The following is a 25,744-nucleotide window of genomic DNA, read 5'->3' as shown; positions in this document are numbered from 1 at the left end:
TCAAGCCCCCTTGGCCGCGGTACGGACCAGGACGAGGCCGCCGTTCGGACCGGGGACCGCGCCCTTGATGAGGAGCAGACCCTTCTCCGCGTCAACCGCGTGGATGGTCAGGTTCTGGGTGGTGACACGCTCGTTGCCCATGCGACCGGCCATGCGCATGCCCTTGAAGACACGCCCAGGGGTGGCGCAGCCACCGATCGAACCGGGGGAGCGGTGCTTGCGCTGCACACCGTGACCGGCGCCGAGGCCCCGGAAGTTGTGCCGCTTCATGACACCGGCGAAGCCCTTGCCCTTGCTGTTGCCCGTGACGTCGACCTTGACGCCGGACTCGAACACCTCAGCAGTGATCTCCTGGCCGAGCGTGTACTCGCTGGCGTCGGAGGTGCGGAGCTCCACCAGGTGGCGGCGGGGGGTCACGTCGGCCTTGGCGAAGTGGCCCTTGAGGGGCTTGTTCACCTTGCGCGGGTCGATCTCGCCGAAGGCGATCTGGACCGACTCGTAGCCGTCGATGTCGTTGGTACGGACCTGGGTCACGACGTTCGGGCCGGCCTTGACGACGGTGACGGGAACAACACGGTTGTTCTCGTCCCACACCTGCGTCATGCCGAGCTTCTCGCCCAGGATGCCCTTGATCTGCTTTGCCATCTCTCAGATCACCGGCCCTTAGAGCTTGATCTCGATGTCGACACCGGCCGGGAGGTCGAGTCGCATCAGGGAGTCAACGGTCTTCGGCGTCGGGTCGAGGATGTCGATCAGGCGCTTGTGCGTGCGCATCTCGAAGTGCTCGCGCGAGTCCTTGTACTTGTGCGGCGACTTGATGACGCAGTACACGTTCTTCTCAGTGGGCAGCGGCACCGGGCCCGCGACCGACGCACCAGTGCGCGTCACCGTCTCGACGATCTTCTTCGCCGAGGAGTCGATGACCTCGTGGTCGTAGGCCTTGAGCCGGATGCGGATCTTCTGTCCCGCCATGGCTACTCCGTAGTCCTGTCTGTATGTGGAACGCTCTGGCCCTCGGGCGGCTGCGGGACGGATCCCGCGGTTCTTCCTCCGACCCACGCGGTCGGGCGTGTCGCACTCCCTCTACAGAAAATTCCCATACGGAAATTCCCTCGTCCAAGGGGGTGCGGTCCCTGAGACCGCGTGTCGGGGGAGAAACACCCACCGAGCGCCTGGTGGGCACCGTGCTGACACTTCCCAGAAGATTCCCGTACGTCCGCCCCCATTGCTGCCCCGGAAGGCAGATTAAGGACGACGAGTACTGTGGGACTCGCTTCCGGTCCTCCCGGCGGGAGGCGCGCAGCATCGGCACTCAGCCGAGCAACTTGAGTAGTCTGCCATACGAGGCACGTACCTGGCCAATCGGGCGGAAGACAATACCCCGCAACGCTGCGTGGTCAAACCACCGCACCCATGGCGCCCGGCGGGCATCTCCCCCGGTCAGGACCGGGACACGCTCCCGCAGCCTTCCTGGCCGCCCGCGTCGATGCTCTTGCTCCGGTCGTACGGGTCCTCCGGTGTCCCGGACGGCGTCACTCCGGTCACCGGGTCCGCGTCGAAGGCCGGGTGCACGTACCCGTCGTACACCTCGCACGCGCTGTTCGCGAGGTCGACGCGGTAGGACTCCAGCCAGAGCCGGCCGGCCGTGGCCTCCCACTTGCGCCGGTCGGCGATCGACAGGGTGACCTCGCGGCGCACGACGGTGCGCTCGACCTGGTCGGAGCCGGGCGCGGCCTTCACGAACGGGTAGACGAAGGTGTAGTCGGCCCGCACCCGGGCCTGGCCGGACTGGGCGCCGGGCTCGACCCACATCCGGCCGCGCACCTTGACCACCTCGCCCACGAGCGCCAGCTCGGCCGGGTCGTACCGGGTGAACAGGTTCAGCGGGTCCTGCTCCCGGTCCGGCTTCGCCAGGGACTTGTCCAGGAGCGCCGCCGTCTCGCCGTCCTTGGGGTCCAGCAGGGCCAGCGCGGCCTTGGGCCGCTCCCCCCGCAGGGTCGCCGGGTCCAGGTTGGCGGCGACCAGGAACTGCTTGGTCTTCTCCAGCGCGTCCGCGACCTGCTCCTTGGTCATCCCGCCCACGGCCTCGGCCGCGGGCAGTTCGATGCCGGCGGCGCCGTCCGCCCACTGGAGGGCCGGAGAGCCGCGGAAAGGTTCCCGCAAGGTCGGGCGGTCCGGGTCGACCGCCGGCGGCGCCCCGGTCGGGGGCGCGGTCTCCGCCGCCAGCGGGGGCGCGTTCCGCGCGTCTTGGCGGGCCTGCGCCGTGCCCGTGAGGCGGTCGATGAGCAGCTCCGGCCGTACGGCGATCAGCGCGACCCCCGCGATGGCGACGACGCCCAGGACGGCCCCCAGCCGCCGCCCCCGCCTCCCCCGGCCCTCCATCTCCCGCCAGGCCGGGCCGGTGCGCCAGCCCGGCGGGTCCTGCGCGCGGCGCAGCCGCTCGGTCACCATCCGCTGGCGCGCGGACGGCTCCTTCGGCGCGTCCCCCGCCCCTTCGGCGGCCCGCTCCGTGAAGCGGGCCCACTCCTCGTCGCCGGCGCCCGCTCTGTTCTCGTCGTTCTTCCCCATGCCCCTGTTCCCGTCCCCTGCCCCGAGATGCGGGAGAGGCCCCGCACCCTGTGGTGCGGAGCCTCTCACGTGCGGAAAGACCAGTTCAGGCCACTAGCTGAAATAGCCCGTGATGTCCGCGATGAGATCCACGGACCCCGCGTTGTTGTAGAAGCTGACCTTCCCGTCGACGACCGGTACGACCACCAGGTTGGGGATCGTGAGACCGGCGGTGAAGTTCAGGTTCGAGGCGCTCGTGCGGGTCGTACCGCTCGGGAACACCGACACGAAGCTCGCCTCGGTCGGGTTCGTCGCCGTCACGTTCAGCACCACGGCCTTCACACCGCCGGCCGGGATGCCGCCGACGCCCGCCACCGGCAGGGTGACGACGCTGCCGCCGGCCACCGGGCCCTGGCGGACGCCCAGGCCCGCACGGGTGTCCATCAGGCGCTTCGGGCCGAAGTTCGCCTGCAGGGCGCCCGCGTCGCCGTCCGAGAAGTAGCCCGTGATGTCGGCGATGAGGTCGACGGCGCCCTGGTTGTTGTAGAAGCTGACCTTCCCGTCCACGACCGGAACGACCACCAGGTTGGGGATCGTCTGGCCCGGGGTGAAGTTCAGGTTCGAGGCGCTGGAGCGGGTCGTACCGCTCGGGTACACGGACACGAAGCTGGGCTGCGTCGGGTTCGTCGCCGTCACGTTCAGCACCACGGCCTTGACGCCGGTGGCCGGGACGCCGTCGACGCCCGCCACGGGCAGGGTGACCACACCGCCGGTACCGACCGGGCCCTTCGGGACGCCCAGGCCCTCACGGGTGTCCATCAGGCGCTTGGGGCCGAAGTTGGTCTGCGTGGCGCCCGCACCGCTCGCGGTGAAGTAGCCGGTGATGTCCGCGATCAGGTCGACGTTGCCCTGGTTGTTGTAGAAGCTGACCGTCCCGTTGATGACCGGCACGACCACCAGGTTGGGGATCGTCTTGTCCGGGGTGAAGTTCAGGTTCGACGCGCTGGAGCGGGTCGTACCGCCCGGGTACACCGACACGAAGCTCGGCTCCGTCGGGTTCGTCGCCGTCACGTTCAGCACGACAGCGGTGGGCGTGCCACCGGTCGCGGCGGCCACCGGCAGGGTGACCACGCCGCCCGAACCGACCGGGCCCTTGCGGACGCCGAGACCCTCACGGGTGTCCATGAGGCGCTTCGGGGACATCGGGACGAACTTGGCGCCCGGGACGTTCGCCTCGACGGTGACCGGCAGGCTCGTGGAGACCTTGCCGTTCGCGGCGGTCGCCCTGACCCGGACCTCGTGGCGGCCGTGGGTGACCGCCGCCAGCGCCTTGCGGTCCGCGGCGCCGGCGACCGCGACGGACTCGCCGTCGACCAGCAGCTCGAACTTGTTCAGCTGGCCGCTCGCGGTGCCGGTGGTCCAGTCGACCGTGAGGGCCGCGCCGCTGGGCAGGGTGGCGCCGGGCGCGGCCGCCGCCCCGTTCACCGAGGCGATCTTCAGCTGGGCCGCGGGGCCCGACTTCCGCAGGGAGTCCAGCTGCGGGTAGAGCTGGTTGCCCGGGCACTGGGTGTTGAAGCCGTCGCGGTGGCCCGAGACGGTCTTGAAGGTGTACTGCTGGCCCTGGACGAAGCTGGTGCCGAAGAAGTTCGTCTGGGAGGCGCCGGCGGTCAGCGTGGTGGTGCCGTTCATGTCGCCGTCGTACTGGCCCAGCTTGTACGCCGCGACCTTGGAGATGCCCTCGAGCGCCGCGGCCGAGGCCCCGCCGTTCGTGTAGTCGCCGAGGACGGCGACGCTCGTCGACTCCTGGTTCCAGCCGTAGGTGTGCGCGCCCAGGACGGGCTGGTCCACACCGCCCTGGCGGCCCTCGAAGAGGTTGCCGCACTTGTCGACGAGGAAGTTGTAGCCGAGGTCCCGCCAGCCGTTGGTCTTCACGTGGTAGACGTGCAGGCCGCGCACGATGGCCGCGGACTCGGAGCACTCGTACGGCGCGGTGGACGCGGTGTGGTGGACGAAGAACGCCTTGATCTTCGCGCCCGGGAGGTAGATCGGGCCCTCGTTGTTCAAGGACTCGTCGGCGCCCCACTGCACGCGCGAGACCACGTCCGGCCGCGGGGCGGTCGACTCCGGTCCCGGTCCCGGCGCCGTCGGCGCCGGGTCCGCCGCGGGAAGCGCGAGGGAGACCGGCCCGAGGCCCAGGGAGCCCTTCTTCTTGGCCTTCGCGGCGCCCGCGCCGGGGTCCACCAGGTTCAGCTCCATGCCGGCGGGCAGGTCGGCGGCGCCGCCGCCCACCCGTACCTCGGCCCCGTCCGACGGGCCGACCCAGACGGGCTCGGTCGCGCCCCGCAGGCCGGGGCGCTTGCCGTCGAGGCCGGACTCGGCCTGCTCCAGCACCTTCCACTTCGACCACTTGCCGGTGGCGGCGTCCCGGGTGCGGGCCTCGATCTTGCCCTTCACCTCGGCCTCGGGGTCGGTCCAGGAGACGCCGAGGAGCCCGAAGGGCTCGGTGTCCTGCTGGGTCAGGACGGCCTCGCCCTTGCCCTTCGGCTTCAGCGCGAGCTTGTGCAGCTCCCCCTCGACCGGGCCCTTCTCGCGGGCGCCCGCGCTGTACGGCGACACCTCGCCGTCGCCGTCGACCCCGTTCGCGACGCCCTGGATGCCGAAGACCGCCACGACACCGAGCGCGGCGGCCAGAGCCGTACCGCGCACACGACCTAGTTTCAAGTTGTCCCCAACCCCTGTTGTGTGTCCGTCAGAAGACATGCCTGACCGGCCGGATGCTACTGGCCTCCGGTGACGGCTCGAACAGGGGGGGGGGTGTACGGGGAACAGGGGTGCACACGCGCGAGGACCCCCGGTCCGCGGCGAACTGCGGTACGGGGGTCCTCGGTTGGGGCGGAGGCTACTGCTTCGCCTTCTGCTCCTGCTCTTCCTTCTTCAGCTCCGAGGCCGGAGCCTTGCGGCCGCACACGGTCTTCCAGTTCAGCGGGCCGATGCCGCCGCACCACAGCTCGCCGTCGTCGGGGTTCTGCCGCCAGTCGTTGGTGACGATGTCGGCACAGTTCTTCTTGTTCGGCGCGTAGCGCGGGCAGGTGCCGTCCGCCTTCTTGATGGTGTGGGCCCGCCAGGCGTCGATGCCCATCGTCATGTTGTCGGACTGCGGCATGTACCGGTTGACCGACCAGGACGCGCCCATCGTGGCGAACAGCGCGATCGCGCACACCATGCCGGCCGCGAGCTGCGCGACCACCCGCCGGGGAACGACCCGGGCGGCCGGGGCGGCGCCGCTCGGCCGCAGGGTGCGCTCGGCCCAGCCGGAGCCCCGGTTGACCACGGCCATCATGCCGAGGACGGCAAGGATCATCAGGCAGTACATGATGATCCAGGTGGTGCGCGGATAGAGCTGCACGGCCTTGTCGTGCGCCATGTGCGAGGCGAACCAGAAGCGGGCCAGCCAGGCGCCGGCCAGCGTGGCGGCGGCGGTCAGCACCATGATGTTGCGCAGCGCCAGACCGACGCCCAGGCCCACGGCGAACAGCAGCAACAGGGCGAAGCCGCTCTGGCCCGCCATCTCGCCGGCCGCCGGCCAGGTCTGGTACTCCAGCTTCCCGGACCGGTCGGACACCCAGCCCAGCACGTAGGCCGGGTCGACGTACACGGCCAGGAAGGCGTAGCGGTCCGGGGTCTGGGAACCGAGCCGGGCCATCTGGTAGATCAGCGGGGCGCCGACGACACCGGCCGTGAGCAGGGTGACGCCGACGAACACGCCGGCCCGCTTGACCGCCGTCCTCCCCGCGCGCCAGGGGAAGAGGAACAGGGCGAGCACGAACACCCCGGGCGCGGCCCAGACGTACCAGCCGGAGTACCAGAGGAAGACCACGCCGAAGACCAGGCCGAGGACCGCGCCGCGCAGCAGCGACCGGCGCAGCGGGCGCTCGGCGGAGCGGCGCATCTCGCGCAGGCAGTAAGCGAGCAGGGGCAGCAGGACGAGCATGCTGCCGTGGCTGTACGGGCGGATCGGGTCCATGCAGAGGAGGGCCGACGGTACGGCGATGAGCAGCGCCCAGAACGGCCGGAGCAGCAGCCGCCAGGCCAGGTACGTCATCGGGCCCGCGATCGCGGTGAAGAAGATCTGGAAGTCCTTCAGCGCGAACCCGGTGCCGCCGGGCACGTCGTAGCGGATCTTCGCCCAGACGGCCATCAGGCCGGGGAACAAGGGCGGGTAGATCCCCGACATGCTCTCGCCGTGCAGGAACGAGTTCGCCATGGCGATCAGGGCGCTCGGGTCGCCCTCCTGGCCGCCGAGCCCCCAGGGCGTACCGCGCAGGGCCACGACCACGCCGCCGGCCAGCACGCCGGTGGCGAGTCCGGCCAGCGCGGCGCACACCAGGCGCTTGGCGACCTGGTGGCGCAGGAGCGAGCCGCGGTGGGCGGTGTACAGCAGCACCGCGAGCAGCGGCAGGCCGAGGACGGCCACGTACTGCTGGAGCTTGGCCAGACCGCTGACCTGGCCGACCCGGATCAGCGGGTTCACGCTGATGTGCGTGCTGAGCAGCGTGAACCCGAGGGCGGCCACGAGGCTGACGACAGCCTCCGCCAGCGGGAGCACCCAGCGCCGGGAGAGCCACGCCGGGCCCCATGAGGAGGACAGGCGGTTCTTTCCTTCCGCTGTCGGGGCGGGGCGGGGCGCCGGAGCGCCGGCCTCACCGACCTCCTCGGGGGCCAGGTGTGTCATCTCAGTCCGTTTCGTGGTGTGCGGTGCCGGCCGGGCTCAGTTCTGGCCGGAGGTGAAGGCGTGCTTCGCCAGGGTGCGGGCGCCCTCCCGGTGCCCGCGGCGCAGTGCGCCGGGGAGCATGGTGAGCGCGTGCAGGCGGGAGGCGCTGTGGAAGCGCGCCGCGCGGGCGGCCTTGGACCAGCCGCGGGCGTCCATGCGCGCGGCGACCGCGGCGAAGTACCGCTCCGCCTCGGCGAACCGGGTGCCGGAGAAGGCCTGCACCGAGGACTCGCTGACCGCGTGGCGGCGGTACTGGAAGACGGTGGTCGACTGGTCGATCACCATCTCCTCACCGGCCTCCAGGAGGTCGACCACCAGCGCGAGGTCCTGGATCACCGAGTAGTCGTCGCGGAAGTTCACCTTGCGCAGCGCCTCGCCGCGCCAGGCGATGGAGGGGAAGTACAGCCAGTTCCCGCGCAGCACGCTGGCGGCCAGCTCCTCCCCGCCCATCAGGCGGCGGCCCTTCACCTGCGGCGCGTACAGCCGCTTCTTGGTGTTGTCGGCCAGGCCGCCCTGCATGACCCGGCCCGAGCCGTCGATGACCTCGACGCCGGGCTGGACCATGCCGACGCCCGCGTGGGCGCCGACGATCCCGCGGACGGTCTCCAGGTAGTGCGGGTGCAGGAGGTCGTCGCAGCCCATGATGGCCACGTAGTCGGCCTCGGAGAGCTCCACGCACTTCTGGAAGTTCTTGGTGATGCCGAGGTTCCGCTCGTTGCGGGTGTAGTGGACCCGCTCGTCGCCGAGCTGCTCGAACCAGCCGGGTACGTCCGGCTCCTTGCCGTCGTCGATGACGACGAGCCGGAAGTCCCGGTCGGTCTGCGCCAGGACGCTGCGCACCGCGTCCTGCATCAGCCGCACGTCCCCGTAGTAGGGGAGCATGAAGTCGAAGGTCGCCATGGAGCGTCAGGCCTTCACGGAGTCGGAGTCGGCGTCGGCGGCCGCGCCGGAACCCGCGGCGGCGTCCTGCCCGAGGCGCTCGTCGTTGTGCCGGACGCCCTCGTTGATGGCGACGGTCCGCGCCAGGTCGGTGATCTTCTTCTCCAGCGACCGGAAGCGCAGGAAGGTGTTGAGCGTGAGGAAGCCCATCGCGAGCACCATCACGTAGAGCACCAGGTCGGTGCCTCGGCCGACGCCGAGCTGCTGGGCGAGCCAGGTGACGTCCGTCGGGCGGAGCACCGCGTAGACGTTGACGACCACGAACACGGAGAACGCTATGCGCTTCCACGCCCGGTTCTTCGCCTGGCCCCAGGTCCGGATGAACATGAGGGCCATGGACACCGAGCCGAGGATCAGCAGCAGCTGGATCCAGAAGTACTTCATCGACGCCCACGCTCCCGCAGCGAAATGTCAAAAAGGATGTTGACGCCGTTGATCAGGGACTGACCCTTGGCGCGTGAGTAATCGGTGTAGAGGATGTCCACCGGAACCTCGGTGACCCGCAGGTCGGAGCCGGCCAGGAAGCCGACGAGCTCGGACGCGTGCGCCATGCCGTTCATGGTGATGTTCAGCTGCTCGGCGGCCTCACGGCCCAGGACGCGCAGGCCGTTGTGCGCGTCGGTGAGCTTGAGCTTGCGTGCGGTGGGGCTGACCGCGGCGGCGGTGCGCAGCACCACCTGCTTGATCCACGGCACTTGGCCGTTCTGCTCGATGAAGCGGGAGCCGAGTACGACGTCGGCCTCGCCGCGGCGGAGCACCGCAACCATCGTCTCGACGTCCTTGGTCTGGTGCTGGCCGTCGGCGTCGAAGGTGGCGAAGTAGCGGGCGCCGGGCTGGGCGAGCGCGTACGTGAGGCCGGTCTGCAGGGCCGCGCCCTGGCCGAGGTTGACCGGGTGGCGCACCAGGTGCGCACCGGTGGTGGCTATGTGCCGGGCCGAGTCGTCGGTGCTGCCGTCGTCGACGACGACGATGTTGGGGAACGTCTTGCGGGCCCCCTCGACCACGTCGGCGATCACCTGGCCCTCGTTATAGGCCGGTATGACCAGCCAGACATCGTCGTAATCGGACACGGTAGCTCCAGCGGAACGGGGCACAAACGAGTGCTCGGTGATCGGTGTGACGTCGTGGGCAGGCATGGTCATTTTCCGACCGCGCCCACGCCCAGGCGGCCTGTGTCGGCCTTCTGCCCGGGCCCTTCGGTGGCTGCCGCAGCCGCTCCGGGGAAGCTCAGCCTCAGCGCAGCCAGCATAGCGAGCACGGTGGCGAGGGAGCCGACTGCGTAGGCAACGATCACGCGCACGGCCACGTCCCCCGGAAGCAGGGTGATGCCCACCAGGACCGCGGTACCGAGGGCCCAGCACAGCAGTTGCAGGTTGTGCCGCTTGAATACCATGAGCGCCTGTCCGAGGACCATCGCGAACATGTACGCCACGGTGCCCGCGGACATCAGGAAGAAGTCGAAGCAGCCCAGCCGCGGCTTGGCGCCGAACAGCACCTCGATCAGCCACGGGCCGAACGCGGTGGCGGGCACCCCGCCGAGCAGGCCGAGCCCGCCGACGACCAGCGCGATCCGGCGCAGCATCGCCCAGAACGCGACCCGGTCCCCGGCCGTGAAGGCCGCGGTGAGGCCGCTCAGCAGGGAGGCCTGGAGCGAGCCGAAGACGAAGAGCGGCACCCGCGCCAGGACCAGCGCGCTCAGCAGCGCGGCGATCAGCACGCTGTCGGCCGGGGCCAGCAGCTTGGTGCTCACGACCGCCGCGTTGACGACGGCCTGCGACAGCAGGGTCGCGCAGATCAGCAGGCCCAGGCCGTTGCACAGCTCGCGCCAGGCGATCGGCTCGCCGGGGCCGACCGCGCGCAGCAGCGCGGGCAGGGTGACGAGCGTCGCGATGACGGGTGCGACGGCGAGGACCAGGCTGAAGGCGAGCGCGGAGTGCGGTCCGAACAGGGCGCAGCCGAAGGCGAGTACGATCCGCAGGCCGCCGTCGACGGCGAGCTGCGTGCCGTACGCGGCGAAGCGGCCGAGCCCGGCCAGCACTCCGCGGGTGAGGTAGCAGACGGCCATGCCGGCGAAGGCCCCGCCGAGCGCCGCGACCAATGCGCGGTCGCCCTGGAAGAGCAGGTCGGCGATCGGGCCGGCGCCGAGGCCGAGGACGAGCAGGGTCACGCCGAGCATCCCCGCGGTCAGCAGGGTGGCGCGGCGCAGCACGGGGGCGGTGCCCTGGCCCAGGACCACACGGGCGGAGACGATCCGGGTGAGCTCCTGCTCGACGGGGAAGAACACACCGATGCCGATGGACATCACGATCGTCCACAGCACCGAGACGTTCGCCATGTCCTGCTCGGACAGGCTGTGGCCGGCGACGCCCAGGTGGACGTAGGAGGCCGCGCCGAGCACGACGGTGCCGCCGGCCACCGCGACGGTGCCCGGCGGCAGCGCCGCGGTCAGCTTGTTCAGCAGGGTCCTCATCCCGCCCGGCCGTCCCGGGCCCGCGTGGCCAGTGCGGCGAACACCGGCGTACGGAGTGCTTCGGCGAGCTGCTCCCGCCAGTCGGCGAGGGGCGCCAGGCCCGCTGCGGCCCAGCGGTCGTGCGCGAGCACGCTGAAGGCCGGGCGGGCGGCGGGGCGCACGAACGCCTCGGAGGTGGTCGGGCGGATCCGCTCCGGGTCCAGCCCGCCGAGCCGGTAGGCCTCGCGGGCCAGGCCCATCCAGGTCGTCCGGCCGCTCGCGGTGCCGTGGTAGACGCCGCCGGGGGCGCGGCCCGCCAGCGCGGCCTGCCCCAGCTCGACGAGCCGGCGGGCGAGGGCGTACGACCAGGTGGGCTGGCCGTGCTGGTCGTCGACGACGTCCAGGGTGTCCCGCTGGGCGGCCAGCTTCAGCATGGTGGCGACGAAGTTCGGCCCGTGCTCGCCGTACAGCCAGGCGGTGCGCACGACGTAGCCGTCGTGCGGCAGCAGCTCGGCGACGGCCTGCTCGCCGACCAGCTTGGTCCGCCCGTAGGCGTTGACCGGGCCGGTCTCGGCGTCCTCGCGGTACGGCTGCGCGGCGTCGCCGGGCAGCACGTAGTCGGTGGAGACGTGCAGCAGGCGGGCCCCGACCGCGGCGCAGGCCTCGGCGAGGACCCGTACGCCGGTGCCGTTGACGGCGGTTGCGGCCTCCTCGGCCGTCTCCGCTCCGTCGACGTCGGTCCAGGCGGCGCAGTTGACGACCACGGCGACGCCCTCGACGGCGGCCCGGACGGCTGCCGGGTCGGTGATGTCGAGGTCGGCGCGGCCGAGGCCGCGGGCGTCGATGCCGGAGTCCTTCAGGACGGCCAGGAGGTCCTGGCCGAGCATCCCGGCGGCGCCGGTGACGAGCCAGCGCGTGGCCACGGGGCTGGGGGTCACTTCTGCAGCGCCGCCTTCACCTTGAGGGGCTCCCACCAGGCGCGATTCTCGCGGTACCACTCGATCGTGGCCTTGATGCCGTCCTCGAAGGTGACCTGCGGGGCGTAGCCCAGCTCGGCGCCGATCTTGCTGATGTCGATGGAGTAGCGGAGGTCGTGGCCCTTGCGGTCCTCGACCTGCTCGACCATCTCCCAGCCGAGGCCCGCGGCCTCGAGCAGGACACCGGTGAGCTCCTTGTTGGTGAGCTCGGTGCCGCCGCCGATGTTGTAGACCTCGCCGGCGCGGCCCTTGCGCATGGCCAGGTCGATGCCGCGGCAGTGGTCGGAGACGTGCAGCCAGTCGCGGACGTTGCCGCCGTCGCCGTACAGCGGGACCTTCTTGCCGTCCATCAGGTTCGAGACGAACAGCGGGATGACCTTCTCCGGGAACTGGTAGTGCCCGTAGTTGTTGGAGCAGCGGGTGACCACCACGTCCATGCCGTGGGTGCGGTGGTAGGCCAGCGCGAGCAGGTCGGACGACGCCTTGGAGGCGGAGTACGGGGAGTTCGGCACCAGCGGCCACTCCTCCGTCCAGGAGCCCTCGGTGATCGAGCCGTAGACCTCGTCGGTGGAGATGTGGACGAAGCGGCCGACGCCGTGCTTGCGGGCGGCGTCCAGCAGGACCTGGGTGCCCACCACGTTGGTCATCACGAAGGGGCCCGCACCCGCGATGGAGCGGTCCACGTGGGACTCGGCGGCGAAGTGCACGACGACGTCATGGCCGGCCATCACCTGGTCGACGGCCTCGGCGTCGCAGATGTCGCCCTTGACGAAGGTGTATCCGGGGTGGTCCGCGACCGGCGTCAGATTCTCCTCGACTCCGGAGTAGGTCAGCTTGTCGAAGACCGTGATCCGGGCCGAGGCATCTGCACCGAGCTGCTGGCGGACGAATTCTGAACCGATGAAGCCGGCGCCGCCGGTCACGAGGATGCGCATAATACGAAGAGTCTAGCCGCCCGCCGAACGTCACATGCCCTGGGCTCGGCTCCCCCACGCCCTCTCGCATAGGGTTCTCCCCATGCGTGGAATCCTCTTGGCCGGTGGTACCGGATCCCGACTCTGGCCGCTGACCCGGGCAGTCTCGAAGCAGTTGCTGCCCGTCTTCGACAAGCCGATGATCTACTACCCCCTCTCCACCCTGGTGATGGCGGGTATCAGCGAGATCCTGATCATCACCACTCCGGAAGACCGCGACCAGTTCGAGCGGCTGCTCGGCGACGGCTCGCAGTTCGGCCTGCGGCTGGAGTACGCCGTCCAGGAGCGCCCGGAGGGCATCGCCCAGGCCTTCGTCCTCGGCGCCGACTTCATCGGTGACGAGTCCGTCGCGCTCATCCTCGGCGACAACATCTTCCACGGCAGCGGCCTCGGCACGCGCCTGGCCCAGCACACCGGCGCCAAGGGCGGCCGGGTGTTCGCGTACCCGGTGGCGGACCCGACGGCGTACGGCGTCGTGGAGTTCGACGAGAAGGGCCAGGCCATCTCCATCGAGGAGAAGCCGGTCAAGCCCAAGTCCCGCTACGCGGTGCCGGGTCTGTACTTCTACGACAACCAGGTCGTCGAGATCGCCCGCGGCCTGAAGCCCAGCGCCCGCGGCGAGCTGGAGATCACCGCCGTCAACGACGCCTACCTCCAGGCCGGTGAGCTGAACGTCACCATCCTCGACCGCGGTACCGCGTGGCTGGACACCGGCACCTTCGTCTCGATGGTGCAGGCCTCCGAGTTCGTCCGCGTGATCGAGGAGCGCCAGGGCTTCAAGATCGGCTGCATCGAGGAGGCGGCCTGGCGGGCCGGCCTGATCGATTCCGCGCAGCTGCGCGCGCTCGCCGAGCCCCTCACCAAGAGCGGTTACGGCAACTACCTGCTGACCCTGCTCGACGAGGAGGCCGCGCGATGAAGTTCCGCGAACTCTCCATCGAGGGCGCCTTCGAGGTCACCCCGCAGCTGCACGGCGACCCGCGCGGCCTGTTCACCGAGTGGTACCGCTTCGACCGCCTCGCCGAGGTCGTCGGCCACCCGCTGAACCTGGCGCAGGCCAACCTCTCGGTCTCCTCCGCCGGCGTGGTCCGCGGCATCCACTTCGCCGACGTGCCGCGCGGCCAGGCCAAGTACGTGACCTGCGTGCGCGGCGCCGTGCTGGACGTCATCGTCGACCTCCGGGTGGGCTCCCCCACCTTCGGCCGGTGGGAGGGCGTCCGCCTCGACGACGTGGACCGCCGCGCGGTCTACATCCCCGAGGGCCTGGGCCACGGCTTCTGCGCGCTGAGCGACGACGCGACGCTTTCTTACCTCTGCTCGGAGACGTACAACCCGACCGGCGAGCACTCGGTCCACCCGCTCGACGCCGACCTCGGCATCGAGTGGCCGGCCGACGTCCCGCAGCTGTCGGCCCGCGACGAGGCCGCGCCCTCGCTGGCCGAGGCCGTCGCGTCCGGGCTGCTGCCCGACTACGCGGCATGCAAGGAGTTCACCGAGTCGCTCCGCGTGAGCTGACCGGCCTCCGCCCCGCCCCGTCGTACGCGAGAGGGCCGCACCCCGACCAGGGGTGCGGCCCTCTCGCGTCGTCCGCGGCGGTCCGGGAAACCGGGGGAACGCCGAAGGGCCCCGCCCCTCCGCCGGAGCGGGGGGACGGGGCCCTTCAGTGCAACTTGGTGCTCGGTGACCGAGCTACCAGGTCAGAACACGAATTACTTCGTGATCTTGGTGACCTGGCCGGCGCCCACGGTACGACCACCCTCACGGATGGCGAACTTCAGGCCCTCCTCCATGGCGACCGGCTGGATCAGCGCGACCGTCATCTCGGTGTTGTCGCCCGGCATGACCATCTCCGTGCCGGCCGGCAGGGTGACGACACCCGTGACGTCCGTGGTACGGAAGTAGAACTGCGGACGGTAGTTGTTGAAGAAGGGGGTGTGACGGCCACCCTCGTCCTTCGACAGGATGTAGGCCTGGGCCTCGAACTCGGTGTGCGGGGTGACCGAACCGGGCTTGATGATGACCTGGCCGCGCTCGACGTCCTCGCGCTTGATGCCACGGAGGAGCAGACCGACGTTCTCGCCCGCCTGGCCCTCGTCGAGGAGCTTGCGGAACATCTCGATACCGGTGACCGTGGTGGTGGTCTTCTCTTCCTTGATACCGATGATGTCGACGGTCTCGTTGACCTTCAGGACACCACGCTCGATACGGCCGGTGACGACCGTACCGCGACCGGTGATCGTGAAGACGTCCTCGACGGGCATGAGGAACGGCTTCTCGGTGTCACGCGGCGGGGTCGGGATGGCCTCGTCGACGGCGTCCATCAGGCCGAGGAGCTTGTCGCCCCACTCCTTGTCGCCCTCGAGCGCCTTCAGCGCGGAGACGCGGACGACCGGCAGGTCGTCGCCCGGGAACTCGTACTCGGAGAGCAGCTCACGGACCTCGAGCTCGACGAGCTCCAGGATCTCCTCGTCGTCCACCATGTCGGCCTTGTTCAGGGCGACGACGATGTACGGAACGCCGACCTGGCGGGCCAGGAGCACGTGCTCCTTGGTCTGCGGCATCGGGCCGTCGGTGGCGGCGACCACGAGGATGGCACCGTCCATCTGCGCGGCACCGGTGATCATGTTCTTGATGTAGTCCGCGTGACCCGGGCAGTCGACGTGGGCGTAGTGACGCGCCTCGGTCTGGTACTCGACGTGCGCGATCGAGATGGTGATACCGCGCTGGCGCTCCTCAGGAGCCTTGTCGATCTGATCGAAGGCCGAAGCCGCGTTCAGGTCCGGGTACTTGTCGTGCAGCACCTTGGTAATGGCGGCCGTGAGGGTCGTCTTACCGTGGTCAATGTGACCGATGGTGCCGATGTTGACGTGCGGCTTAGTCCGCTCGAACTTCGCCTTCGCCACGGGGGTCCTCCTGAGAGTGGTTCTGTACGCCTTACAGATCGGCGCCAGGTGATCTTTGCTGGATAGCCGGTTCCCCGGGGCAACGGGAGGGTACTCCTGTTGCCCCAGAGGTTCCGGTGGCAAGCCTAAAGCGTGAACTCGGAAGAGTTACTCGCCCTTGGCCTTCGCGATGATCTCCTCGGCGACGTTCCGGGGAACCTCGGCGTAGGAGTCGAACTGCATCGAGTAGCTGGCGCGACCCGAGGTCTTGCTGCGGAGGTCTCCGACGTAGCCGAACATCTCCGAAAGCGGCACGAGGCCCTTCACGACGCGAGCGCCGTGACGCTCCTCCATGGCCTGGATCTGGCCACGGCGGGAGTTGATGTCGCCGATGACGTCACCCATGTAGTCCTCGGGCGTGGTGACCTCGACGGCCATCATCGGCTCAAGGAGCACGGGAGAAGCCTTGCGCGCGGCCTCCTTGAAGGCCTGCGAACCGGCGATCTTGAACGCGAGCTCGGAGGAGTCGACCTCGTGGTAGCCACCGTCGAGAAGCGTGACGCGAACGCCCGTCATCTCGTAGCCGGCCAGGATGCCGAACTGCATGGCCTCCTGCGCACCGGCGTCGACCGAAGGGATGTACTCCTTCGGGACGCGTCCACCGGTGACCTTGTTCACGAACTCGTACGCCGGACCGTCGGTCTCGGTGATGGGCTCGATCGCGATCTGCACCTTGGCGAACTGACCGGTGCCACCGGTCTGCTTCTTGTGGGTGTAGTCGTGACGCTCGACGGCCTTGCGGATCGTCTCGCGGTACGCGACCTGCGGCTTGCCGACGTTGGCCTCGACCTTGAACTCGCGCTTCATACGGTCGACCAGCACCTCGAGGTGCAGCTCGCCCATACCGCCGAGGATGGTCTGGCCCGTCTCCTCGTCCGAGTGAACGTGGAAGGAGGGGTCCTCCTCCGCGAGACGCTGGATGGCGACACCCAGCTTCTCCTGGTCACCCTTGGACTTGGGCTCGATGGCGACCTGGATGACCGGAGCCGGGAAGTCCATGGACTCCAGGATCACGGGCTGCTTGTCGTCGCACAGCGTCTCACCGGTGGTGGTCTGCTTCAGGCCCATGACGGCGACGATGTCGCCGGCGCCCACCGAGTCGATCTCCTCACGCTTGTTCGCGTGCATGCGGTAGATCTTGCCGATGCGCTCCTTCTTGCCCTTGACGGAGTTCAGCACCGCGGTGCCGGCCTCCAGGCGGCCCGAGTAAACCCGGACGAAGGTGAGCTTGCCGAGGTGCGGGTCGCTCATGATCTTGAACGCGAGCGCGGCGAGGGGCTCCTCGTCGGACGGCTTGCGCTTCACGACCACCTCGGCGTCGCGGACGTCGTGGCCCTCGATGGCCTCGATGTCCAGCGGCGACGGCAGGTAGCGGACGACGGCGTCGAGCAGGGGCTGGACGCCCTTGTTCTTGAACGCCGTGCCACAGAACACCGCGGTGATCGTGGGCTCGCCCTTGCCCTTGCCGGAGCCGAGGATGATGCGACGGACGGCGGCGTGCAGCTGCTCCGCGGACGGCTCGTCGCCGTTCAGGAAGAGCTCCATGATCTCGTCGTCGTTCTCGGCGACGGTCTCGACGAGCTTCCCGCGCCACTCTTCAGCGGCCTCGGTGTGCGTGTCGGGGATGTCGACGATGTCGTACATCTCGCCCTTGGTCGCCTCGGCGGACCAGACGAACGCCTTCATGGTGACCAGGTCGACGACACCCTGGAAGTCGGCCTCGGCACCGATCGGGAGCTGCATGACGATCGGAACCGCGCCCAGGCGGTCCTTGATCATCTCGACGCAGCGGTGGAACTCGGCGCCGGTGCGGTCCAGCTTGTTGACGAAGCAGATGCGCGGGACGCCGTAGCGGTCCGCCTGACGCCAAACGGTCTCGGACTGCGGCTCCACACCGGCGACACCGTCGAACACGGTGACAGCGCCGTCGAGGACGCGGAGCGAACGCTCCACCTCGACGGTGAAGTCCACGTGGCCCGGGGTGTCGATGATGTTGATGGTGTGGTCGACGTCCTCGAGCGGCCAGTGGCAGGTCGTCGCGGCGGACGTGATCGTGATGCCGCGCTCCTGCTCCTGCTCCATCCAGTCCATCGTGGCAGCGCCGTCGTGGACTTCACCGATCTTGTACGACACACCGGTGTAGAACAGGATGCGCTCGGTGGTGGTCGTCTTGCCCGCGTCGATGTGGGCCATGATGCCGATGTTGCGCACCTTGGCCAGGTCAAGCGAAGTGGTAGCCATATCGGCTCAGTCTTCTCTCGGTCTCGATGTGGGTTGGGACTACCAGCGGTAGTGCGCGAAGGCCTTGTTGGACTCGGCCATCTTGTGCGTGTCCTCGCGCTTCTTGACGGCAGCGCCAAGACCGTTGGAGGCGTCGAGCAGCTCGTTCATGAGGCGCTCGGTCATGGTCTTCTCACGACGGGCGCGGGAGTAACCCACGAGCCAGCGGAGGGCCAGGGTCGACTGGCGACCCGGCTTGACCTCGACGGGGACCTGGTAGGTCGCGCCACCGACACGGCGGGACTTGACCTCGAGGGACGGCTTGACGTTCTCCAGCGCGCGCTTCAGCGTGATGACCGGGTCGTTGCCGGTCTTCTCGCGGAGGCCTTCCATGGCACCGTAGACGATGCGCTCGGCGGTGGAGCGCTTGCCGTTCAGGAGGATCTTGTTGATGAGCGAGGTCACCAGAGGAGATGCGTAGACCGGGTCGATGATGACCGGGCGCTTCGGGGCGGGGCCCTTACGAGGCATTCTTACTTCTCCTTCTTGGCGCCGTAGCGGCTGCGGGCCTGCTTGCGGTTCTTGACAGCCTGGGTGTCAAGCGCACCGCGGATGATCTTGTAACGAACACCCGGCAGGTCCTTCACACGGCCACCACGCACGAGCACGATCGAGTGCTCCTGCAGGTTGTGTCCCTCACCCGGAATGTAAGCGGTGACCTCGATGCCAGAGGTCAGACGCACACGCGCGACCTTACGCAGCGCCGAGTTCGGCTTCTTCGGGGTGGTCGTGAACACACGCGTGCAGACGCCGCGACGCTGGGGCGAAGCCTCGAGCGCGGGGGTCTTTGTCTTCTCGACCTTGTCCTGCCGGCCCTTACGGACCAGCTGCTGGATCGTAGGCACTACTTCTCCGGTTTCTGTGTGCCGTGTAGTGAAGCTAACCTGGAACTTTGCCGACCCACGCGGTCGGGTGTGTCGGATCCGGCGGACCTCCGCGCAAGCACGGAAACGCATGGATCGCGGTGGCCGATACGGGCTCTCCTGCGGTTGATGGACACGCACGGGAGCCCAGGCACACCCCAGGCACAAGGTCTGAGCGTACCTACCGCAACCACTCCGGTCAAAACAAAAGCCCGGGCGGGCGACCCGGTGGATCCCCACGGCCCATGCGCCGCACGGGCGACACCCCCGCGCGACCCGGCCGATTCGCGGATGTGGTAGAGGGCTGCTACGGACGGCCGGGTCAACACGCGTACGAGCGTGTGCGCGAGAGGTCGGCCCGCGGCGGCCGCCCACCGCCCCGGCGAACTAAACTTCCGGGGATTCAGCCCAAACGGCACGACCACCAGGGAGCGGGACATTGGGGATGGTCACCTCGGAGCCGGCGACGCAGGACGGCCCGCCCCCCGACGGCGGCCACGCCCCCTCCCCGCCCCGCCGCCGCAGGCACCCGCGCCTCGCCCGCCTGTACGGGCCGCTGCTCGCCTTCCTCGTCACCTCGGGCGCCTTCTGCGCGGCCTGGGCCGCCCGCGGCACCTTCCCCTTCGGCGACACCGGCCGGGCCATCAACGACCAGGCCCACCAGTACGTGCCCTTCCACCGCGCGCTGTGGGACCTGGCCCACGGGCAGGCCGCCGGCGACCTGCTCTTCACCTGGCGCGGCGGCTTCGGACAGCAGTTCCTGTCCGACTACTACACCTACCTCGGCAACCCCTTCTCGTGGCTGGCCGTCCTGGTCCCCCGCGCCCACGTCGACCTCGCCGTCTTCGCGATCACCCCGATCACGATGGGCACCGCCGCCGCCCTGATGACGGTCTACCTCGGCAAGCTGCACCCCGGCCCCTGGTGGCAGCGCGGCGTCCTCGGCTCCTGCTACGGCCTGTGCGGCTGGGCCCTCAGCGACGCCTCGTACATCCCCATGTGGCTGTGGGGGCTGGTCGCCCTCCCGATGCTCGGCATCGCCGTGGAGTGGTCCTTGGAGGGGCGCCGTCGGCCGGGCGCGGCCCTGCTGGTCGCGCTCGCCTGGTACGGGAACTTCTACACGGCGATGATGGCGACGATGGCGGCCTGCGTGCTGCTCGCCATCCGCCTGATCACTCTCGACATGACCGGCGCACAGCGGGTGCGCGCGCTGTGGCGGGCCGCCACGGCCGCCGCGATCGGGATCCTGCTCACGCTGCCCCTGCTCCTGCCGTCCTTCCTGTCCAGCGGCTCGGCGCAGCCCACCCGGGCGGCCGCCTTCGACCCGGTCCGGATCGAGGTCTTCCTCGCCGGCATGCTCCCGGCCACCCACCTGTGGGGCGGCCGCCCGCGCCTGTACGTGGCCTCGCTCGGCCTGATCCTGGCCGCCACCTTCCTCTTCAACACGGCCATCGCGAAGAGGACCCGCCTGGTGTGGGCGGCCGCGACCCTGCTCGTGGTCGTCTCGTTCCAGTTCCCGCCCACGCAGTACGTGTGGCACGGGCTGGCGGTGCCGAACGGCAACCCGTACCGCGAGGCCTTCGTCTTCAGCGGGATGGTGGTCGTCCTGGCCTGGCTGGCCCTGGCCCACCGGCCGCGCCCGCCGCACCTGGCCCTGGCCGCCGCACTGCTGGTGGCCGCCACCTTCCTGCTCCGGCACACCGACGACTTCGGCGGCTGGACCTGGCCCGCCGTGCTCGGCGGCGGGGCCGTGTCCCTGCTGGCCCTGGTCCTGCTCGGGCTGAGCGGGAAGCGCCGCGCCCTGCTGCCGGTGGCGGCCGTGCTGATGGTCGGCGTCGTCTTCGCCGAGTCCACCGTGGCCGCGGCCAACGCGGACGCCCGCCGGGCCCGCGAGCGCTGGGCCAAGCCCGCCGCGACCTCCGGCAAGTCGATCAACGAGCACTTCGACGCCGTCCGGGGCGTGGACGGCTGGCCCGCGTACCGGACCGACTCCGGCGCGCCGCAGACCTCGTACAACGACGCCCTCGCGCTGCGGGGCGAGGGGCCGCAGTACTACAGCAGCTACCTCCCCGAGGCCACGTACCGGGCGCTGGAGCCCCTCGGCTACGGCTACAAGAACGACGGCCGGACCTTCTTCGGCGCCGACAACCCGGTCCTGGACGCGATCTTCTCGATCGGCGCACGGGTCCGCCCCGGCGCCGCCCGGGACAGCTGGTCGGCCTCCACCTTCCCGGCGCCGCCCCTCGTCACGGTGCGCAGCGCCCCGTACACCTCGCCCAACCCGGCGGGCAGCGTCTACGCCCGCCAGGAGAAGGTCCTGGGCGCCACCGTCTACCAGGTCCCGCCGGCCACCCGCGGGGGCAGCGCCACCGAGCAGACCTACGCGGCCACCTGCGCCCCCGGCTCCGAGGCCTACTGGTACTCCCCCGCCCTCTACGGCACCCTCGCCTCCGGCGGCACGCAGCGGCCCCTGGAGGACCTGGTGACGGGCGTCGTCCCCCTGGGCAAGGTGCCAGCCTCGGGCCGGGTCGAGGTCACCGTGAGCACCCGCACCCAGGGCGCCACCGCCGGCGAGCACCCCGTCGGCTGCCTGGACCGCGCGGCCCTCGACCGCCAGGTCGCCCACCTGAAGGCCACCGGCGCCACCCGGGTCACCACGGGCGGCCACTCCCTCGAGGCCACCCTCCCCCAGGGCTCCACCGGCACCGCGGTCCTCGCGGTGACGGCGATCCCCGGCTGGCGGTGCTCGGCCCCGGTCCAGAACTTCCACGGCCTGCTCGCCCTGCCCCTCACCCCCGGCACGGACAAGCTCTCCTGCACCTTCACCCCCAAGGGCCTCACCCCCGGCCTGGCAGGCGGCACCCTCGGCCTCCTGCTCCTCCTGGCAGCCACCACGACCACCACCCTGCGCCGGCGGCGCGGGTAGCGGGGGCCGGCGGCGCCGCGCCCCCGCCCCTCCGCGGAAACGAGGAAACCCCCCGTCGCTCCGAGAGGAGCGACGGGGGGTTTCTCTTACGAGCCTCAGCCGTTGTACGGGCCGTAGTCGTAGTCCTCCAGCGGGACAGCCTGGCCGGAGCCGGTGCCGAAGGGCGAGTAGTCGATGTCGTCGTAGCCGACGGCCGAGTACATCGCGGCCTTGGCCTCCTCGGTCGGCTCCACCCGGATGTTGCGGTAGCGGGCGAGGCCCGTACCGGCCGGGATGAGCTTACCGATGATGACGTTCTCCTTGAGGCCGATGAGGCTGTCGGACTTGGCGTTGATCGCCGCATCCGTCAGGACTCGGGTCGTCTCCTGGAAGGAGGCGGCCGACAGCCAGGATTCCGTCGCCAGCGAGGCCTTGGTGATACCCATCAGCTGCGGACGGCCGGAGGCGGGGTGACCGCCCTCGGTGACCACACGACGGTTCTCGGTCTCGAACTTCGACCGCTCGACCAGCTCGCCCGGCAGGAGCTCCGCGTCGCCGGACTCGATGATCGTCACGCGGCGCAGCATCTGCCGGATGATGATCTCGATGTGCTTGTCGTGGATCGACACGCCCTGCGAGTTGTAGACCTTCTGGACTTCGCCGACCAGGTGGACCTGGACGGCACGCTGGCCGAGGATGCGCAGCACGTCGTGCGGGTTGGTGGCACCCATGGTGAGCTTCTGGCCCACCTCGACGTGCTCGCCCTCGGTCACGATGACCTTGGCGCGCTTCGAGATCGGGAAGGCCGTCTCGTCACTGCCGTCGTCCGGAGTGATGACGATCTTCTTCGTCTTCTCGGTCTCCTCGATCCGCACGCGGCCGGCGGCCTCGGAGATCGGGGCGACACCCTTCGGGGTACGGGCCTCGAAGAGCTCGACGACACGCGGCAGACCCTGCGTGATGTCGTCACCGGCCACACCACCGGTGTGGAAGGTACGCATCGTCAGCTGGGTACCGGGCTCACCGATGGACTGGGCGGCGATGATGCCGACCGCCTCACCGATGTCGACCAGCTTGCCGGTGGCGAGCGAGCGTCCGTAGCAGAAGGCACAGGTGCCGACCGCGGACTCACAGGTCAGGACCGAGCGGGTCTTGACCTCCTCGACGCCGTTGGCGACCAGGGCGTCGATGAGCACGTCACCGAGGTCGACGTTGGCCGGCGCGATGACCTTGCCGTCGATGACGACGTCCTCGGCCAGCATGCGGGCGTAGATCGAGGTCTCGACGTCGTCGGCCTTGCGCAGCACGCCGTCCTCGCCGCGGACGGCGATCTTCAGCTTCAGGCCGCGCTCGGTGCCGCAGTCCTCCTCGCGGATGATCACGTCCTGCGAGACGTCCACCAGACGACGGGTCAGGTAACCCGAGTCGGCGGTACGCAGGGCGGTGTCCGCCAGACCCTTACGGGCACCGTGCGTGGAGATGAAGTACTCCAGAACGGTGAGGCCCTCACGGAAGGACGCCTTGATCGGACGCGGGATGGTCTCGTTCTTCGCGTTCGACACCAGACCACGCATACCGGCGATCTGTCGCATCTGCATCATGTTTCCTCGGGCACCCGAGTCAACCATCATGAAGATGGGGTTCGTCTTGGGGAAGTTCGCGTTCATCGCCTCGGCAACCTCGTTGGTCGCCTTGGTCCAGATCGCGATGAGCTCCTGCGTGCGCTCGTCCTTGGTGATCAGACCGCGCTCGTACTGCTTCTGGACCTTCTCGTCCATCGCCTCGTAGCCCGCGACGATGGCCTTCTTGGCCTCGGGCACGACGACGTCGGAGATGGCCACGGTGACGCCCGAACGGGTCGCCCAGTGGAAGCCGGCCGCCTTCAGGTTGTCGAGCGTCGCCGCCACGATGACCTTGGGGTAGCGCTCCGCCAGGTCGTTGACGATCTCGGAGAGCTGCTTCTTGCCCACCGAGTAGTCGACGAACGGGTAGTCCTCGGGCAGCAGCTCGTTGAAGAGCGCGCGGCCCAGGGAGGTGCGCAGACGGAAGCTGTCGCCCGGCTGGAACTCCTGCTCGCCCTCTTCGGCGACCGGCGGCACCCAGCCGCGCGGCGGGATGGTGCCCACCGGGAAGCGGATGTCGACGGTCGACTGCAGCGCGAGCTCGCCGGCGTCGAACGCCATGATCGCCTCGGCCGTGGAGCCGAACGCGCGGCCCTCGCCCTTGGTGTCACGGAGCTCACCGTCGGTGGTCAGGAAGAACAGACCGAGGACCATGTCCTGGGTCGGCATCGTGACCGGACGGCCGTCGGCCGGCTTCAGGATGTTGTTCGAGGACAGCATCAGGATGCGGGCCTCGGCCTGCGCCTCCGCGGAGAGCGGCAGGTGCACGGCCATCTGGTCACCGTCGAAGTCCGCGTTGAACGCGGTGCAGACGAGCGGGTGGATCTGGATGGCCTTGCCTTCGACCAGCTGGGGCTCGAAGGCCTGGATGCCGAGGCGGTGCAGCGTGGGCGCACGGTTCAGCAGGACCGGGTGCTCGGCGATGACCTCTTCGAGCACGTCGTACACGACCGTGCGGCCGCGCTCGACCATGCGCTTGGCCGACTTGATGTTCTGCGCGTGGTTCAGGTCGACCAGGCGCTTCATCACGAACGGCTTGAAGAGCTCCAGCGCCATGGCCTTGGGCAGGCCGCACTGGTGCAGCTTCAGCTGCGGACCGACGACGATCACGGAACGCGCGGAGTAGTCCACGCGCTTGCCGAGGAGGTTCTGGCGGAATCGACCCTGCTTGCCCTTCAGCATGTCGCTGAGGGACTTCAGGGGACGGTTGCCGGGACCGGTGACCGGACGACCGCGACGACCGTTGTCGAAGAGGGCGTCCACGGCCTCCTGAAGCATGCGCTTCTCGTTGTTCACGATGATCTCGGGGGCACCGAGGTCGAGGAGGCGCTTCAGACGGTTGTTGCGGTTGATCACGCGGCGGTACAGGTCGTTCAGGTCGGAGGTCGCGAAGCGGCCACCGTCCAGCTGCACCATCGGACGCAGGTCCGGCGGGATCACCGGCACGCAGTCCAGCACCATGCCCTTGGGGCTGTTGCTGGTCTGCAGGAACGCGGAGACGACCTTGAGGCGCTTGAGCGCACGGGTCTTCTTCTGGCCCTTGCCGGTACGGATGATCTCGCGGAGGCGCTCGGCCTCCTCTTCGAGGTCGAAGGACTCCAGGCGCTTCTGCAGCGCCGCGGCACCCATCGAACCGTCGAAGTACGTACCGAAGCGGTCGCGCAGCTCGCGGTAGAGCAGCTCGTCGCCCTCGAGGTCCTGGACCTTGAGGTTCTTGAAGCGGGTCCACACCTCGTCGAGGCGGTCGATCTCGCGCTGGGCGCGGTCTCGGAGCTGCTTCATCTCGCGCTCGGCGCCTTCGCGCACCTTGCGGCGCACGTCGGCCTTGGCGCCCTCGGCCTCGAGCTCGGCCAGGTCGGTCTCGAGCTTCTTGGCACGGCCTTCGAGGTCCGCGTCACGGCGGTTCTCGATCTGCTGGCGCTCGACGGAGACGTGGGCCTCCAGCGACGGGAGGTCGCGGGTGCGGCGCTCGTCGTCCACGAACGTGATCATGTACGCGGCGAAGTAGATGACCTTCTCGAGGTCCTTCGGCGCGAGGTCCAGCAGGTAGCCCAGGCGCGACGGGACGCCCTTGAAGTACCAGATGTGGGTGACGGGAGCGGCAAGCTCGATGTGGCCCATCCGCTCACGGCGCACCTTGGCGCGCGTGACCTCGACGCCACAGCGCTCACAGATGATGCCCTTGAAGCGGACACGCTTGTACTTGCCGCAGTAGCACTCCCAGTCCCGGGTCGGACCGAAGATCTTCTCGCAGAAGAGTCCGTCCTTCTCGGGCTTGAGGGTGCGGTAGTTGATGGTCTCCGGCTTCTTGACCTCGCCGTGCGACCAGGTTCGGATGTCGTCCGCGGTGGCAAGGCCGATCCGCAGCTCGTCGAAGAAGTTGACGTCGAGCACTGTGCGTCAATCCCTCTTTCGGGGTCGAGTCTCAATCATGGTCTGAACGGTCCCGGGGATGACGGGGGCTCTTGAGCGAGC

General features: G+C 69.5%; 19 protein-coding genes. 3 read left to right on the top strand and 16 right to left on the bottom strand.

The features are described 5' to 3' along the window. The 11 genes from rplC to rfbB form a co-directional block, all read right to left on the bottom strand. On the bottom strand, positions 1-645 hold the full coding sequence (rplC, locus tag BGK67_RS20955; RefSeq protein WP_069921521.1) for a 50S ribosomal protein L3: 645 nt from the start codon (positions 643-645) through the stop codon (positions 1-3). Between the two features lie 18 nt (positions 646-663). Further along, positions 664-972 (bottom strand): 30S ribosomal protein S10, encoded by a 309-nt coding sequence (gene rpsJ, locus BGK67_RS20950; protein ID WP_003948644.1) that lies wholly within the window; start codon positions 970-972, stop codon positions 664-666. A gap of 468 nt (positions 973-1,440) precedes the next feature. After that, positions 1,441-2,568 (bottom strand): hypothetical protein, encoded by a 1,128-nt coding sequence (locus BGK67_RS20945; RefSeq protein WP_069921520.1) that lies wholly within the window; start codon positions 2,566-2,568, stop codon positions 1,441-1,443. Between the two features lie 93 nt (positions 2,569-2,661). After that, positions 2,662-5,253 carry a peptidoglycan recognition protein family protein gene (locus tag BGK67_RS20940; protein ID WP_069921519.1) on the bottom strand — a complete coding sequence of 864 codons (2,592 nt, stop codon included), beginning with the start codon at positions 5,251-5,253 and terminating at the stop codon, positions 2,662-2,664. A 193-nt stretch (positions 5,254-5,446) separates the two neighbouring features. Further along, positions 5,447-7,279 carry a hypothetical protein gene (locus BGK67_RS20935; RefSeq protein ID WP_069921518.1) on the bottom strand — a complete coding sequence of 611 codons (1,833 nt, stop codon included), beginning with the start codon at positions 7,277-7,279 and terminating at the stop codon, positions 5,447-5,449. A gap of 36 nt (positions 7,280-7,315) precedes the next feature. Beyond that, positions 7,316-8,218, bottom strand: coding sequence for a glycosyltransferase family 2 protein (locus BGK67_RS20930; protein WP_069921517.1), 903 nt, complete (start codon positions 8,216-8,218; stop codon positions 7,316-7,318). A gap of 6 nt (positions 8,219-8,224) precedes the next feature. Next, positions 8,225-8,641: a DUF2304 domain-containing protein gene (locus BGK67_RS20925; protein ID WP_069921516.1), complete on the bottom strand. Its 417-nt coding sequence runs from the start codon at positions 8,639-8,641 to the stop codon at positions 8,225-8,227. Continuing rightward, positions 8,638-9,327, bottom strand: coding sequence for a glycosyltransferase family 2 protein (locus BGK67_RS20920; RefSeq protein ID WP_069921515.1), 690 nt, complete (start codon positions 9,325-9,327; stop codon positions 8,638-8,640). Before BGK67_RS20920 ends, BGK67_RS20925 begins: the two co-directional genes overlap by 4 nt. Before the next feature lie 68 nt (positions 9,328-9,395). After that, positions 9,396-10,727 (bottom strand): polysaccharide biosynthesis protein, encoded by a 1,332-nt coding sequence (locus tag BGK67_RS20915; protein WP_208948725.1) that lies wholly within the window; start codon positions 10,725-10,727, stop codon positions 9,396-9,398. Then, positions 10,724-11,644 carry a dTDP-4-dehydrorhamnose reductase gene (gene rfbD / locus BGK67_RS20910; RefSeq protein WP_279628685.1) on the bottom strand — a complete coding sequence of 307 codons (921 nt, stop codon included), beginning with the start codon at positions 11,642-11,644 and terminating at the stop codon, positions 10,724-10,726. The genes BGK67_RS20915 and rfbD overlap by 4 nt, the downstream gene beginning before the upstream one ends. Further along, positions 11,641-12,618 (bottom strand): dTDP-glucose 4,6-dehydratase, encoded by a 978-nt coding sequence (gene rfbB / locus BGK67_RS20905; protein ID WP_069921514.1) that lies wholly within the window; start codon positions 12,616-12,618, stop codon positions 11,641-11,643. Before rfbB ends, rfbD begins: the two co-directional genes overlap by 4 nt. A gap of 82 nt (positions 12,619-12,700) precedes the next feature. On the opposite strand from rfbB, the gene rfbA reads away from it, so the two are divergent. Together rfbA and rfbC are read left to right on the top strand one after the other, a co-directional pair. Next, positions 12,701-13,576 (top strand): glucose-1-phosphate thymidylyltransferase RfbA, encoded by an 876-nt coding sequence (gene rfbA / locus BGK67_RS20900; protein WP_069921513.1) that lies wholly within the window; start codon positions 12,701-12,703, stop codon positions 13,574-13,576. After that, on the top strand, positions 13,573-14,172 hold the full coding sequence (rfbC, locus tag BGK67_RS20895) for a dTDP-4-dehydrorhamnose 3,5-epimerase (protein ID WP_069921512.1): 600 nt from the start codon (positions 13,573-13,575) through the stop codon (positions 14,170-14,172). The genes rfbA and rfbC overlap by 4 nt, the downstream gene beginning before the upstream one ends. A gap of 194 nt (positions 14,173-14,366) precedes the next feature. Here the strand turns inward: rfbC and tuf are convergent, their stop codons facing one another. The 4 genes from tuf to rpsL all read right to left on the bottom strand — a co-directional run bounded on the left by tuf (position 14,367) and on the right by rpsL (position 18,724). After that, on the bottom strand, positions 14,367-15,560 hold the full coding sequence (tuf, locus tag BGK67_RS20890) for an elongation factor Tu (protein ID WP_069921511.1): 1,194 nt from the start codon (positions 15,558-15,560) through the stop codon (positions 14,367-14,369). Positions 15,561-15,707: 147 nt separating this feature from the next. Then, positions 15,708-17,840 (bottom strand): elongation factor G, encoded by a 2,133-nt coding sequence (fusA, locus tag BGK67_RS20885; RefSeq protein ID WP_069921510.1) that lies wholly within the window; start codon positions 17,838-17,840, stop codon positions 15,708-15,710. 39 nt (positions 17,841-17,879) lie between these two features. Continuing rightward, a complete protein-coding gene (gene rpsG / locus BGK67_RS20880; RefSeq protein ID WP_007265894.1) occupies positions 17,880-18,350 on the bottom strand; it encodes a 30S ribosomal protein S7 in 471 nt (156 codons plus the stop codon). Positions 18,351-18,352: 2 nt separating this feature from the next. Beyond that, positions 18,353-18,724, bottom strand: coding sequence for a 30S ribosomal protein S12 (gene rpsL, locus BGK67_RS20875; RefSeq protein WP_007265893.1), 372 nt, complete (start codon positions 18,722-18,724; stop codon positions 18,353-18,355). A 463-nt stretch (positions 18,725-19,187) separates the two neighbouring features. Here rpsL and BGK67_RS20870 point away from each other — a divergent pair, with 463 nt between their 5' ends. Further along, a complete protein-coding gene (locus BGK67_RS20870) occupies positions 19,188-21,668 on the top strand; it encodes a YfhO family protein (protein WP_079154296.1) in 2,481 nt (826 codons plus the stop codon). A 95-nt stretch (positions 21,669-21,763) separates the two neighbouring features. Here BGK67_RS20870 and BGK67_RS20865 read toward each other — a convergent pair whose 3' ends face one another. After that, positions 21,764-25,663 carry a DNA-directed RNA polymerase subunit beta' gene (locus BGK67_RS20865; RefSeq protein ID WP_069921509.1) on the bottom strand — a complete coding sequence of 1,300 codons (3,900 nt, stop codon included), beginning with the start codon at positions 25,661-25,663 and terminating at the stop codon, positions 21,764-21,766. Positions 25,664-25,744 lie beyond the last annotated feature (81 nt).

It is taken from the genome of Streptomyces subrutilus (assembly GCF_001746425.1).
Taxonomy (GTDB): domain Bacteria; phylum Actinomycetota; class Actinomycetes; order Streptomycetales; family Streptomycetaceae; genus Streptomyces; species Streptomyces subrutilus_A.
This window is presented reverse-complemented; position numbering and strand designations above follow the sequence as displayed.